Annotated in this window: 13 protein-coding genes; 3 read left to right on the forward strand and 10 right to left on the reverse strand. The window is 43.8% G+C overall.

The window, feature by feature from the left end; translation table 11 throughout:
• Positions 1-590 precede the first annotated feature (590 nt).
• On the forward strand, positions 591-1,631 hold the full coding sequence (locus LVD17_RS26355; RefSeq protein WP_233763020.1) for a LacI family DNA-binding transcriptional regulator: 1,041 nt from the start codon (positions 591-593) through the stop codon (positions 1,629-1,631).
• 5 nt (positions 1,632-1,636) lie between these two features.
• Here LVD17_RS26355 and LVD17_RS26360 read toward each other — a convergent pair whose 3' ends face one another.
• From LVD17_RS26360 to kduI, 10 genes are read right to left on the reverse strand one after another with little or no spacing between them, the layout of a single operon-like run.
• On the reverse strand, positions 1,637-3,253 hold the full coding sequence (locus LVD17_RS26360; RefSeq protein ID WP_233763022.1) for a UxaA family hydrolase: 1,617 nt from the start codon (positions 3,251-3,253) through the stop codon (positions 1,637-1,639).
• Positions 3,234-4,715, reverse strand: coding sequence for a tagaturonate reductase (locus LVD17_RS26365; protein WP_233763024.1), 1,482 nt, complete (start codon positions 4,713-4,715; stop codon positions 3,234-3,236). Before LVD17_RS26365 ends, LVD17_RS26360 begins: the two co-directional genes overlap by 20 nt.
• Positions 4,716-4,733: 18 nt before the next feature.
• A complete protein-coding gene (locus tag LVD17_RS26370; RefSeq protein ID WP_233763027.1) occupies positions 4,734-6,029 on the reverse strand; it encodes a TRAP transporter large permease in 1,296 nt (431 codons plus the stop codon).
• Between the two features lie 6 nt (positions 6,030-6,035).
• Positions 6,036-6,494 (reverse strand): TRAP transporter small permease, encoded by a 459-nt coding sequence (locus LVD17_RS26375; RefSeq protein WP_233763029.1) that lies wholly within the window; start codon positions 6,492-6,494, stop codon positions 6,036-6,038.
• A gap of 3 nt (positions 6,495-6,497) precedes the next feature.
• Positions 6,498-7,475 carry a TRAP transporter substrate-binding protein gene (locus LVD17_RS26380; RefSeq protein ID WP_233763032.1) on the reverse strand — a complete coding sequence of 326 codons (978 nt, stop codon included), beginning with the start codon at positions 7,473-7,475 and terminating at the stop codon, positions 6,498-6,500.
• Position 7,476: 1 nt separating this feature from the next.
• Positions 7,477-8,148: a bifunctional 4-hydroxy-2-oxoglutarate aldolase/2-dehydro-3-deoxy-phosphogluconate aldolase gene (locus tag LVD17_RS26385; protein WP_233763034.1), complete on the reverse strand. Its 672-nt coding sequence runs from the start codon at positions 8,146-8,148 to the stop codon at positions 7,477-7,479.
• Between the two features lie 7 nt (positions 8,149-8,155).
• On the reverse strand, positions 8,156-9,166 hold the full coding sequence (locus LVD17_RS26390) for a sugar kinase (RefSeq protein ID WP_233763036.1): 1,011 nt from the start codon (positions 9,164-9,166) through the stop codon (positions 8,156-8,158).
• A gap of 35 nt (positions 9,167-9,201) precedes the next feature.
• Complete coding sequence (uxaC, locus tag LVD17_RS26395; protein WP_233763038.1) at positions 9,202-10,635, reverse strand: glucuronate isomerase; 1,434 nt, start codon at positions 10,633-10,635, stop codon at positions 9,202-9,204.
• Entirely contained in the window at positions 10,625-11,413 is a 789-nt protein-coding gene (locus LVD17_RS26400) for a gluconate 5-dehydrogenase (protein ID WP_233763040.1), read from the reverse strand. Before LVD17_RS26400 ends, uxaC begins: the two co-directional genes overlap by 11 nt.
• A gap of 2 nt (positions 11,414-11,415) precedes the next feature.
• Entirely contained in the window at positions 11,416-12,252 is an 837-nt protein-coding gene (gene kduI / locus LVD17_RS26405; protein ID WP_233763042.1) for a 5-dehydro-4-deoxy-D-glucuronate isomerase, read from the reverse strand.
• Between the two features lie 348 nt (positions 12,253-12,600).
• Between kduI and LVD17_RS26410 the strand changes: the two genes are divergently transcribed.
• Complete coding sequence (locus LVD17_RS26410; protein ID WP_233763044.1) at positions 12,601-13,140, forward strand: RNA polymerase sigma-70 factor; 540 nt, start codon at positions 12,601-12,603, stop codon at positions 13,138-13,140.
• Positions 13,141-13,274: 134 nt separating this feature from the next.
• A complete protein-coding gene (locus LVD17_RS26415; RefSeq protein ID WP_233763047.1) occupies positions 13,275-14,441 on the forward strand; it encodes a FecR family protein in 1,167 nt (388 codons plus the stop codon).
• Positions 14,442-14,515: the final 74 nt, after the last annotated feature.

Genomic DNA, 14,515 nt, shown 5'->3' on the forward strand with positions numbered 1-14,515 from the left:
TCGACCACTTAAAAGCTTACGGCGTTTTGCCACAGAATTGCCGGCAGAAGCGGTGTTGATCATTACTTCGTTAACCCTTTACCTACCTCTCTAACTCAGGCATTCATTCGGTGATCCGAATGTTAATACAGATCACCAAATAGAATACCACCTATTCTAACTACTTACTATCTCAGAGCCTAAAGACCCAAACCCAAACGGGTCATTATTCAATATTTGAATTGATAGCCCGCATAATTCCCCTAAACTAATGACAGGCCACTCTGACGAAGTAATAATCGTTAATTAAGGTCAATTTAGTAAGGCTCATGGATTTATGCAAACGATTACACTAATAAATTCATCTGACATGAAAAATTTAAAAAACTTGCGGAAATTATTAATAAAATAGGGCAAATTGAGGAAAATCAAACAGACCTGTAAACTCATACAGTCCGGATAGTTAATGGATTTTACATTTAATTGCTATACAATTGCACTTTAATAATCAAAAAAGCTTGTCAACATTGTTAATGCAATCGATAACATGCACATTTTCAACGCGTTTACACATAAATTACTTAAATTGTAACCGCTTTTAATTTAACCTGATGAGTGAGAAGATAACGATTTACGATATAGCCAAGAAGCTGAACATTACTGCGGCAACAGTTTCCAGGGCTTTAAACAACAACCCACGTATAAGTGATGCTACACGTAAACTGGTAATGGAAACTGCCGCCAGTATGGGTTATACGCAAAACAAACTGGCCCTCGCTCTGAAAAGCGGAAAGAGCAACCTGGTAGGAGTAATTGTTCCATATATAGACACGAGCTTTTTTGCTTCTATTATCAGAGGTATAGAAGAGGCACTATACCCTGAAGGTTACAATGTGATTATCTGCCAAACCCATGAAACGCAGGAAAGGGAAGTCGAAACGGTAAATACACTTTTAAACGCCCAGGTTGATGGTATATTGATGTCGGTTTCAAAATCATCAAAGGATACCACGCACTTCGACCATATCCTTAATAAAAAGATACCGCTGGTTTTCTTTGACAGGAGAAAAAATGTAAAAGGTGTAAGCAGTGTGACTATTGATGACTTTGAAGGCGGGTATGAGGCGACAAAACATCTCATTGAGCAGGGCTGCAAAAAAATCGCACATCTATCCGGAGACTGGTCACTTGAAATATACAAGAAGCGTTTTGAAGGCTACAAGCACGCTTTGCTGGATCATGGCCTTGAGTTTGATGATAAATACCTGCTTCATGTAAAAAGTGATACAGCAGCCGGAAGAGCTGCAGTGGATACATTAATGAAGCTGGATGAAAAACCAGATGCAATATTTTCATCCAGTGATTTTGTCGCTTTGGGTACGATCCAGAGGCTTCAGGAGCTTGGATTTAGTTTGCCCGACGATTTTTGTGTGGTGGGCTTCAGTAATGAACCTTTTACGCAACTTATGGAGCTATCAATATCTTCGGTAGATCAGGCTCCGCACGAAATGGGTAAGATGGCCGCCAAGGTTTTTCTTGACCATGTTTCAAGTGTCGGCAAAGTCAAAATTGAGCAAAAAGTTGAGCTTACCCCACACCTGATCATCCGCAAGTCGTCATCAAAATCGGCGGTCAGCGAACTGGCTAAATGACCAGCTTATAGGGAGACTCCCCTTTTCCAGGGTATGAAGTCATTTTGATCAAGTTGCATCGCCTTGGTTTTCACCCGGCCGCTTGCCACCTCTATGATCATCTCCATAAGCTCTTCAGCCATTTCTTCGATCGATTTTTCGCCTCTGATTATAGCACCTGTATCAATATCTATGATGTCAGGCATTCTTTCTGCCAGCTCCCGGTTGGATGACACTTTAATAACAGGCACTACAGGATTTCCCGTTGGTGTACCCAGGCCGGTAGTAAATAAAATAATATTTACTCCCGATCCAGCCATGGCGGTAGTGCTTTCTACGTCATTGCCAGGCGTACACAGCAACGTAAGCCCCGGCTTGGAAATATACTCGCCATAATCCAGCACGTCCACAATGGGAGAAGTCCCTCCTTTCTTCGCAGCACCTGCCGACTTCATAGCATCCGTGATCAGGCCATCTTTGATGTTACCGGGTGAAGGGTTCATGTCAAAGCCCGACCCTGCATTGATTGCCGATTTTTCGAAAGCCTGCATCAGTGAAAGGAATTTCCCCGCTTGTTCATCATCTACACACCTGTTGGTCAACTCCTGCTCTACACCACAGAGTTCAGGAAACTCCGACAGTACTGCTTTACCACCGAGGGCTACCAAGAGATCTGATGTATGCCCCAGGGTAGGGTTTGCCGAAATACCGGAAAAGCCATCCGAGCCTCCGCATTCCAGACCTATGGAAAGCTTGGACAGCGGTGCCGGTTTACGCTCAATTTCATTGGCGGCTGCTATAGCCTCGTATGATTCCCTGATCACGGTACTGAGCATGTCATCAACCGTACCCATTTTTTGCTGCTCATAAATGAGCAATGGCTTTTTAAAATCAGGATTAATGGAAGCCAGGGCATCTTTAAAGATCTGAATCTGCAGGTTTTGACATCCCAGGCTGAGCACAGTCGCGCCAGCCACGTTGGGGTTGTTAAGGTAGCCTGCCAATAGCCTGGCCAGGGACTCCGAATCCTGCCTGATGCCTCCGCAACCTCCCTGATGGGAGATGAACCGTACATCTACATTCTCAAATACCCTTTCCTGTTTTGGCTCTTTTACCAGTACATCCTGCTCACCATCAGCATGGATCAGTGAACGCAGCAACAGCCTGTATTTATCCTCTTTTTTATTTAAAAGCTCTTTTTCGAATACTTCTTTTAAGATCTCGATATTTCTGTTTTCGCAAAATACGAGTGGGAAAAACAACCAGACATTCTGCGTACCTACCTGCCCGTCTGCACGGTGGTACCCCATAAATGTTTTGTCTTTCCAACCATCAACCTTCGGTGGGGTCCATTCGATGCTGCCCGTTTTTTGCGTCACTCTTGCAGTATCATGTTTTACATTGGCGGTTGTAAGTACTTGCCCTTTATCAACAAATTCTCCGGACTTGCCTACCAGTACACCGTACATGATAATACTGTCACCTTCCTGAAAATCTGCCAATGCGACTTTATGCTTTGCCTGAGTAGGACTTTGTATAGTCAGTTCTTCTCCATCCACGGCAATCGTTTCGCCCCGTAACAGGTCTACTAAAGCTACTGCTACATTATCCGATGGGTGAACCTTAATTAATTTTTTCTGCATGGTCAGTTTGAGCTTTATTTACTCTGTTTTTATAATTGGAGAATCCTTCTTCAATACCATTTGACATGATCTCCTCCAGTGCCATGGTCAGCATGTACTCCAGGCCTTCTACTTTAGACAGGTCCTGGCCCCATAGTGCTTCGTTTTTAAGGCTCTTATGTACAACCTCCTTAATATTATCAGCCAGCCACACTTTCGTAAAGAAATCGAGTATATCCCGGTCATCCTGTACGGGAAGCTTCTTATCCATCCAGGTGCCCTGGTAGAAGCACAGCAGGCAAGCAAAAGAAAAGGTAAGGTTTACGGGCAATGCATTATTGAGCTTGTTGTACTCTAATAGGCTCGGCAGTACCCTTACTTTGAATTTGGAAATGGAATTAAGGGCTATACTGGACAACTGATGTTTGATAAAAGGATTGCGGAAGCGGTCAAAAACTTCCTCAGCAAACTTTCTAAGTTCTGCTTTGTCCATCTCCAAGGTTTGCAAAATTTCATTAAACACTGCTTCCCTGATAAACTCTCCGGTAAACTCGTCCTCCACGGTTTCCTTAACGAGTGTATTGCCATATAAAATGGAGAATGGCACTACCGCTGTATGTGCACCATTCAGGATACGTACCTTTCTGGTACGGTAAGGCTGCATATTGTCCACTATCTTCACATCCAGGCTTGTGCGCTCAAAGGGCAGCTTTTTTCTGAGCGTAGCATCTCCCTCAATTACCCAAAGAAAGAAGGTCTCTGCCGTTACGATCAATTGGTCTGCATAATCCAACTGTTGGTTATAATCCTCGATTTCATCTTTAGGATAACCGGGTACAATTCTGTCAACCAGTGTATTGTGGAAGCTGTTATGCTGAGTGATCCATCTCTTAAAATCTTCGCCCAGGTTCCAGTCTGACACATATTGCAATATAATGTCCTTTAAAACATCAGCATTGTAATTGATCAGTTCACAAGGAATAATGCAAAGTCCTTTATCTGCTGCTCCCTGAAAATACCGGAAGCGTTCATAAAGGAATACCGTCAGCTTTCCGGGAAAAGAGGCTGGAGGACGCATATCCGGTTCGTCAGATGCCAGGTAAGCAATACCGGCCTCTGTAGTATTGGATACCACAAATTCCAGTGATTCTTCCCGGGCCAGGGCCAGGTACCGATCAAAGGAAGCATAGGGATCAATGGCTTTAACAACATTCCTGATCAACTCGTGTTTCTGGATTTCTACTCCTTTTTGAAATCCTTTTAAGAAGAGAGTATAAAGACCATCCTGATCGCTAAGAAGCTTAACAAGGCCCTTGTCCAGTGGTTGCACAACGGCTACTCCGGCGTTAAAATTTGCCTCATCATTTAGGTTTTGAAAAGCATAATCCACAAATGCCCTCAGGAAGTTGCCTTCTCCGAACTGGAGCACTTTAACCGGTAATTTATCCTCGATTCCCAGTTCCTTTCTGCTTAATTTCTTCATGTCTTATAAATTGAAATGTTATAAATCAAATAACCCGGGCAGCCAAAGGCTCAGTTGCGGAAAGTATGTGATCAGCAACAATGCCAGTATCATGGCCAGAAACAATGGCATTAGTGGTTTAATGACCTTTTCAATAGTAGTTTTAGCTATTCCAACTCCCACAAAAAGTACAGACCCCACCGGTGGCGTACAAAGTCCGATACACAGGTTGAGGATCATGATAATGCCAAAATGCACCGGGTCAATCCCGAGCTTGGTAACTACCGGTAAAAATATCGGGGTGAAAATCAGTACTGCAGGTGTCATGTCCATAAATACGCCAACAAAAAGCAGCAACAGGTTGATGATTAGGAGTATGACAATTTTATTATCGCTTATACTCAGAAGTCCTGAGCTGATATCCTGCGGAATATTTTCGTATGACATCACCCATGACATACACATAGATGCGCCGATCAAAAGCATAACCACCGCAGTAGTAGAGGCCGACTTAAGCAAAATCTCAGGCAAGCCGGCCAGGGTAAGCTCCTTATAAAATGCGCCTAACAGCAGAGTATAGAGTACGGCAATTGCCGATGCCTCCGTAGCCGTAAAAATACCGGCTACAATACCTCCTATTACAATGATCAATAAAAGCAGGCTGGGCAGTGCATCAACAAATGTGCTGAATACTTCCTTGAGGGAGCTGCGCTTGCCTACATTGTAATTCTTTTTCCTTGCCCAGACCAATGCCACTATCATCAGAAACAAGCCTGTAAGTATGCCGGGAATGTAGCCTGCCAGAAATAATGCGGCTATAGAAGCACCCCCGCTGGCCAGTGAATAAACAATGAGGATATTACTGGGTGGTATGATCAGCCCCGTAGTAGCTGATGTTATATTTACTGCAGCACCAAATTCCTTTGAATAGCCCTCTTTTTCCATTTCCGGGCCTAAAATACTTCCCATTGCAGATGCAGAGGCCATTGCAGAACCGGCTATGGCGCCCATAAGCATCGCAGATATAATATTGATCAGTGCCAGCCCGCCCGGCAGGCTGCCAACAAGTGTTTTGGCAAAGGCAATCAGGCGGTGTGCTATACCTCCTTTGTTCATTAGTTCGCCGGATAGTATAAAGAACGGTATGGCCAGCAGCGCAAAGCTGTCCAAGCCTGTACCGATACGCTGGGAAACCGTGGTAAAGGCAGGCAATGCGGGAATACTGACTAACATGGTGAGAAGTGCCGAAATGGCTATACTCCACGCTACCGGAGCGCCCATGGCCAGCAAGGCCAGAAAACTACTAACAAGTACTAGTACGGGTAAATATTCCATGGGCAATTAGTTGTTTATCATATCGTATATTTTGTAATAGATGATCAGTATGCCGCTGACAGGTATCACGGCATACACCACTGCCAATGGCATCTGCATAGCAGGAGAGTATTGCTCCAGCACGTAGGTAATATAAACAAGCCTCCCTCCTCCAACTACCAAAGCACTTAAACTGAACAGACTGATCAGCAGGTCAATAAAAAGTCTCAACCGCTTCCGTGGCGCAGGACTAAGCTTTCGAAGCAATACATCTATGGCTACATGCCCTTTCTTACCAGAAACATAAGCAGCACCAAGGATCCCCACCCAAATCATCAAATACCTGGCGAGTTCGTCGGTAAAAGAGCTGGGTGAGCCCATCAGGTACCGGCTAAAGACCTGCCATAGTACATTGATCACCATCAAAGCCATGATGAATATTAAAATGTTGGCAAGTATTTTATCTATTTTGGCCCTTAATCCCATAGTTTATCGTGTTTCCTGGATTTCCTGAATAATTTTGTAGAGCTCAGGGTAATTCTTGTAGGCTTCATAAATACCCTCTACCTTTTTCGAGAAAGGCTCCTTGTCAGGCCTGATGATCTCCACACCAGCCTTTTGCACCATTTCCAGCGCTTCAGCTTCAGACACAGCCCATAATTTCCTTTGGTATTTCACTGAGTTATCAACCGCCTGTTTCAGCCATGCCTGCTCCTGTGGTGTTAGTCTATCCCATAGATTTGTGCCTATGACCAGCACATCCGGTAGCAGTGTATGTTCATCCAGAGAGTAATATTTACAAACTTCATAGTGACGTGAGAGGTAGAAACTCGGAGGATTGTTTTCCGCACCATCAACTACCCCTTGTTGCAGTGAAGTATAAAGCTCGCCCCAGGATATAGGTGTAGGCGAGCCTCCAAGGCTTCTAACCATGTCCATGGCTGTAACGCTCTCCATCACCCTGATTTTTAGCCCTTCGAGGTCACCCGGCTTGTTAACAGGGCGCTCTTTGGTATAAAAACTCCTGCAGCCTGCATCATAATAGCCCAATCCCTTCAGCCAGTATTGCTCCCCTTCATTGAGCAACTCCTGCCCTATGGGGCCGTCAAGTACTTTGAAAGCATGCTCCCTGTCCCGAAACAAAAAAGGCAGACCCAGCACTCTCATACCCGGAGCAAAGTTTTCTAACGTACCTACTGATACCTTAGTCATGCCCAGACTGCCAATTTGCAGTAACTCCAGGCATTCACGCTCGCTGCCTAATTGCTGGTTGGGGTATATTTCAATTTTCATCTTACCTCCGGAAAGCTGCTCCAGATCTTCTCCCATCTTAACCATGGCTTTGTGTACCGAGTGGCTTACATCCAGAGTATGGGCTAGTTTAATAGTCCTGGTCTGTTTTTGCTGATTGCAACCGGTTGCACAGATCAAAGCTATAAGGGTCAGTATAGTGAAAATACGTCCCATATCAGTGGCTTTTCACGCTTTGAATGATATCTAAGGTTTCCCTTACTTTACGCTCCAGTGCACCATAGTCTCCATTGTTGATAATGTTCTTTGTAACAAGTTGTGATCCCATTCCAACGCAGCTTACCCCGGAATCAAACCAGTATTTAAGGTTTTCTTCGGTGGGTGTTACGCCACCTGTAGGCATTATATTCGTCCACGGACAAGGACCTTTGATCCCTTTCACGAACTCAGCTCCGTACACATCTCCGGGAAAAAGTTTAACGACTTCGCAGCCCAACTCTTCCGCCCTTGCAATCTCAGTCAGTGAACCACATCCTGGTGACCAGAGCACTTTCCTTCTGTTGCACACAAGAGCTATATCTTCCCTAAGCACAGGGGTAACAATAAAATTGGCCCCCATTTGCATGTACAGTGATGCAGCAGCGGCATCAGTTACAGAACCTACTCCAAGGATAAGTTCCGGGCACTCTTTTGTACAAAACTTCGCCAGATCGGCATAAATTTCATGAGCAAAGTCTCCCCTGCTCGTAAACTCAAACAGCCGTGCACCTCCAAGGTAACATGCCTTCACCACCTGTTGCACCACGTCAGCATTGTCATGGAAAAACAATGGCACCAAGCCTGTTTCTTCCATTTTTGAGAACACTTGTATCCTTGAAAATCTGCTCATAATGTTTTTATCTTTTTACGTGACCCGAATTGTTACCCTCCATCAGTCCAAACACTTCTTCTTTAGAAACCAGGTTGGTGTCTCCGTATATGGTATGTTTTAAACACGAAGCTGCAACTGCAAAATCAAGGGCTTTCTGGTCATCAAAATTGCAAAGACCGTATATGAGGGCACCCATGAAGCTGTCACCGGCACCTATCCTGTCTACAATGTAGGTGATATCATAGGGTTTTGAGATATAGAGTTGCTTGCCACTATACAACACCGCCGACCATGTATTGTGCAATGCGTTGATATTGCCACGGTTAGTTACGGCTACTTTTTTTACTTTGGGAAACCGCTTGATCAATTCCTGACAAAGGGAAATCTGCTTTGCCTGCTCAGTGCTTCCTGAGGGTTCAATGCCAAAATACTGCTTTGAGGCATAATCGCCTGCCAGCACAACATCACACATAGAAACCATCTTTTCCATCACTTCACTGGGCGATTTGCCATATTTCCACAGGTTGGCCCTGTAGTTAAAGTCAGTTGAAATGGTTAGTCCCATTTCATTGGCCTTTTCAATGGCTTCCATGCAAAGGTCTGCTGCGCTCTGGGAAACACCGGCAGTTATCCCTGACCAATGAAACCAACCCGCGTCCTTAAAAATTTCTTCCCAGTCTACCATGCCCTTTTCGAAGCTACAGAATGAAGAATAAGCCCGGTCGTACACCACCTTACTGCTTCTGAGAGAAGCTCCCTTTTCCAGGAAATAAATTCCCAACCGGTCTCCTCCCCTTGCAATATATTCAGTGGAAATATTATGCCGGTGTATTTGTGCCAGGGCACAATCTCCGATATCGTTTTCAGGCAGTCGCGTTACAAAAGCCGATTCCATCCCAAAATTGGTCAGGGTGGAAATCACGTTTAGCTCGCTACCTCCGTAATCGGCATTTAAATCATTAGCCTGAGAAAATCTCAAATATTCTTTAGTGGATAACCTCAGCAACACCTCGCCCAAAGCAACTACTTTTTTCAAACGATATGACAGTTTATGTTTTTCCAATTATTTTGTTATAAGAATTCAAAATACTCTTTTGCGTTATAATAAGAGATATCCTGAACTATTTTTCCTATCCATTCAATGTCATCAGGCAGCTCTCCTCTACTGATCTCATCGCCCAGCAGGTTGCACAACACCCTACGGAAGTACTCATGTCTCGGGAATGACAGAAAGCTTCTTGAATCGGTAAGCATGCCAATAAAACAACTGAGTAAACCCATGTTGGAAAGTGCATTCAACTGCTTGGTAATGCCATCTTTTTGATCGAGGAACCACCAGCCTGATCCGAACTGGATCTTGCCTTTTATTTTCCCATCATTAAAGTTACCGATCATGCTGGCCATCACCTCATTATCGGCCGGATTGAGGTTATAAATGATCGTTTTGGCAAGTTTGTCTTTTATATCCAGGGCATCGAGGAACCTGGAAAGTGTATATGCCTGTGGAAAATCTCCAATGGAATCCCAACCTGTGTCAGGGCCCAAAACCCTATTCATTCTGCTGTTGTTGTTCCTAAGCGCTCCCAGGTGAAATTGCTGCACCCAGCCCAGGTCGTGATAGCTTTCCGCCAGGAATAAAAGAATGGCTGTATGAAATTTAGACGCTTCGGTTTCTGACAATAGTTTACCTGATCTACGCTTTTTAAACAGGGTGTCAACCTCCTCATCTGTAAAGACCTCAAAGCTCAGGTGGTTAAGCCCATGGTCAGATAACCTGCAGCCGTTATCATGGAAGTACTGCATGCGCTTTTTCAAGGCATCGCAAACATCCCTGTAAGAAATAATGGAAATTCCTGCTACTTCTTCCAGTTTATCTATATAGTCATTGTAAGTCTCATTGTTGATCAAAACGGCTTTATCAGGCCTGAATGCCGTACTCATTTTAATGGCATTCCCACTTTGTTTTATCTTTTGGTGGTACCCCAAAGTATCCGTAGGATCTTCCGTAGTACACACCAGCTCCACATTCATTTTGCCCAGCAGGTTTTGGCAGCTATACTGAGGTGAATTCAACAGCCCTGATGCAGCATCAAATATTTCATCAGCCGTATCTTCGTTGAGCAGGTTATACTGGTCAAAATACCTGGCAAGCTCCAGGTGAGTCCAGTGGTAAAGTGGGTTACGCAATGTGTAGGGAACTACTTTTGCCCACTTCCTGAACTTCTCTGCATCGGTGGCATCACCAGTGATGTATTTTTCATCAATGCCCAGAGTACGCATGGCTCTCCATTTGTAGTGATCTCCGTAAATCCAGGCTTCGGTGATATTACCAAACACCTTGTCATTGGCTATATCCGCCGGCGGCAGGTGACAATGGTAATCGATGATGGGCATTTTACTGGCATAGTCGTGATACAGTTCTTCAGCATAACGGTTTTCCAGAAGGAAACCGGAATGAATAAGTACTTTTCTGCCATTAACTGTCTGTATTGTATTATTTTTCATTTGCCGGTTTGCCTATAGTTGCTAAAATTCCTCCATCCACATAAATGATCTGGCCATTGACGAAGTTACTCGCCTCTGATGCCAGAAATATGGCTGTACCTGCAAGGTCGGAAGGGTCTCCCCATCGCCCGGCTGGTGTTCTGTTAATAATAAAGTCGTTGAAGGGATGACCGTCCACACGGATCGGTTCGGTTTGTGAGGTTGCGAAATAACCGGGACCTATCCCATTCACTTGTATGTTGTATTTGGCCCATTCAGTAGCCAGGTTCCTGGTCAGCATTTTTAAGCCTCCTTTGGCTGCTGCATAGGCAGACACACTATTTCTGCCGAGTTCACTCATCATGGAGCATATGTTGATGATCTTGCCTCCACCACGGGCGATCATCCTGCTGCCTACAAGCTGAGACATGATAAATGACCCGACAAGGTCAACATCTATCACCCTTCTGAAATCAGCTATGGCCATATCCACCGCCAGTTCCCGCTTGATAATGCCAGCATTGTTGACCAGAATATCGATTGGGCCTACTTCCTTTTCCATATCCTCCACCTGACCGGAAGCCAGTTTTTCATCGGTAATATCAAACAGATAGCCGGCGGCTTTGTATCCCTTGCTTCTGTAGTGATTAAGAGCACTTTCCAGCTTTTCAGGAGTGGTACTGCTAATCACAAGTTCGGCTCCGGCTGATGCCAGGCCTTCTGCCATAGCCATGCCCAGACCGTGTGTACCTCCTGTCACCAGGGCTATTTTATTAGTAAGGTCAAATAAGTTCGTCATTTTTATCTTAGTTCATGAGGTCCGCAGGTATCCATATCACCATAGTCCAGGTTTTCACCTGCCATTCCCCATATGAAGGAGTAATTTGATGTTCCCACTCCTGAGTGTATAGACCATTCCGGCGAGAGTACGGCCTGATTGTTATGAATAAAAATATGCCTGGTATTTTGAGGCTCTCCCATAAAATGTGAAATGGTTTGCCCTTCTGCCAGGTCAAAATAGAAGTATGCTTCCATTCTTCGGGTATGCGTGTGTGCCGGCATGGTGTTCCATACGTTGCCAGGCAAAAGCTCTGTAAGTCCCATCTGCAACTGGCAGGTTTCCACTACACTGTTAACTATGAGTTTGTTAATTATCCGCTTGTTGGAATTGAGATCGTCTCCCAGATGTACTACTTCCGCATCTTCCTTACCTGTTTTTTTGGTAGGGTATTCTTTGTGGGCAGGGGCAGAATTCAGGTAAAACAAGGGTTGCCCATCTCCTGCCTTTGAAAATGCCACTTCTTTACTCCCTCTACCTACGTACAATGCCTCTTTTTTCTCCAGCACATACTCTACGCCATCAACTGTTACGATTCCTTTATCGCCTACATTAATGATCCCCAACTCCCTTCTCTCCAGGAAGTAATCAGATTTCAAATGAGGAATAGTTTCCAGTTTCACCTTTTCCCCGGCAGGCATGGCGCCTCCTACAATATACCTGTCGTACATAGAGTACGTAAGGTTGATCTGTCCGGGAGCAAACAGGTTATCAATCAGAAAATGTTCTCTTAGCTCGCTGGTTCCATACCGTCTCGCATCAACCGGATTCGTAGCGTATCTAAAATCTGAGTTAGTCATAATAAAATGTTAGTGTAATCGATTACTCAAATATATAAAATAATTTCTTAGGTTTTCAAGATTTAATAAAAAAGTAGTGGGCGAAATTCAGATTTAACAGAATAAAAACAGGCCGGGATCAATGTATATGATACTCCGGAAAGAAAAATCCTTACAGACAAATGGCAAGAAAAATCTTTTTATCTTGGATTTAAAGCCTTATTTTTACAGGTGATGTCTGAAGGAGCAACCCCATTCTCCCTGGCTTTTAACCGGCTTGACAGGCTTCAATTGCGATCCGGTTACACCAAATGACATGTATCATTATTTTTTAGTACCTTTAATCTTGATCATTAACCCGTTAGTACATTGACTTATACTGACAATCTCTTAGTAAGACAGCTCAATCATGGCAACAGAATTGTTTTTGAGCAACTGTATGAGGAATATTATCCGCAACTTGTTGCATTTGCCGAAGGTTATCTGTTTGACATTGAAGAGAGTAAGGAAATTGTTCAGAAACTATTTGTGCATCTCTGGCTGGGGCGTAAGGACCTTAAAATTGATACATCTCTTAAGGGATACCTGTTTTCTGCTGTAAGGAATAAATGTCTGAATCATATCCGCAATATCAAAATAAAGGATCGGAACAAGCTGCTCTATATAGAAGCAACGCTAGCAGGCGCCCGAACCGAAGAGAACAGTAACAGCCTCCAACATTTAGAAAAGAAGTTGAGGGAAGAAATACAAAAACTTCCCGAACAGATCAGAAAGATCATAATACTCAAATATTATAAAGGCAAAAAACAGAAAGAAATTGCCACGGTGCTGGGCGTCACGGAAAACACTGTAAAAACACAGTTATCACGGGGTAAGCTTAAATTATCCTCAGCATTGCAGCAAAGTTAATAGCCGTAATCCTCTCGCTTTACTGCATTTCCAAATCAATTTTCAGGTAATTATTTTGACATAAATAAAATTTTCAAAATTTTCTGTCACCCATTTTTCATATCACGGTGTCATACTTACGACATTGATCAAATATGAAGAATAAAATTTTATCGATTGATTTTGAAATTATCTGGAAGAGCATCCACACTTCATTAACTGAAGATGAGAAAGCCCTTCTTGATAAATGGCTGGCTGAAAACGAAAAGCATCGAAAATATTACGAACAGGCTGTAAAGCATTTCAGCCAACCACAGCGAGAGTTGGAAAAACCAGACACTACTTCACTTTGGAAAGAAGTTGAACAGGCCGAAAGGGGCATAAATACAGGTAGAAGACGGTTACTATTCTCTGTAGCTGCATCTGCAGCCTTGCTTATTGCGGCACTATTTATTTTCCTTGATCCTCCGAACAGCGAACCGGAAACCACCCTTATTGCACAACAAAATGGGACACCCGGCTTACCGGGCAAAAAGAAAGCAATACTGCGGTTGAGCAACGGACAAACTATCGAGCTTGGAGACAAAAAACATACAGGCAGTATGGTGGATGGTTCCGCTATCGATATTACCGACGCATCAGTGCGATATAACCATAAGGCACAGGTAGGCAAGGCAGCGGTGGCCATGCATGAAATAATAATTCCAAGAGGGGGCGAGTTTACCCTCGTTCTCGCTGATGGCACTAAAATCTGGTTAAACTCTCAATCCAGCCTCAGGTATCCTGCGGCATTCAACGGCGATAAGCGCATTGTAGAGCTCACCGGAGAGGCTTACTTTGAAGTCGCACACATAAAAGCTCAACCATTTGAAGTAGTAACAGCTAACCAGACAATAACCGTCTTAGGCACCTCATTTAATGTGAGTCACTACCCTGAAGATAAGGAAATAGTATCCACACTGGTGGAAGGTAAAGTAAGAGTGAATACTACAGGTGGCTCAAAAACTACCCTATCTCCCGGAGAGCAGGCAGTTTACAATAAATCAGACAATGCTATAACCAGACGTAAGGTAAATGTAGAAAAATGCATCGCCTGGAAAAACGGTCTGTTTTATTTTGAGAACGAACCATTGGAAAAGATCATGACGACACTATCGCGATGGTATGACATAGAGGTTGTTTATGCCAACCCTGGTCAAAAGCAAAAACGATTTACAGGTACATTGAAAAGGTACGACACTTTTGAAAATGTAATTGATCTTATAGAAATGACACAGGATGTGAAATTCAGGATAAAAGAAAATGTGGTCAATATTGAGTGACATCAGTCATCTAAACTGACAAAAAAAGGGAATGCGGCAACATTCCCTTCCCATTCAGTGAGATCACCAAATGT

It is taken from the genome of Fulvivirga ulvae (assembly GCF_021389975.1).
Lineage (GTDB): Bacteria > Bacteroidota > Bacteroidia > Cytophagales > Cyclobacteriaceae > Fulvivirga > Fulvivirga ulvae.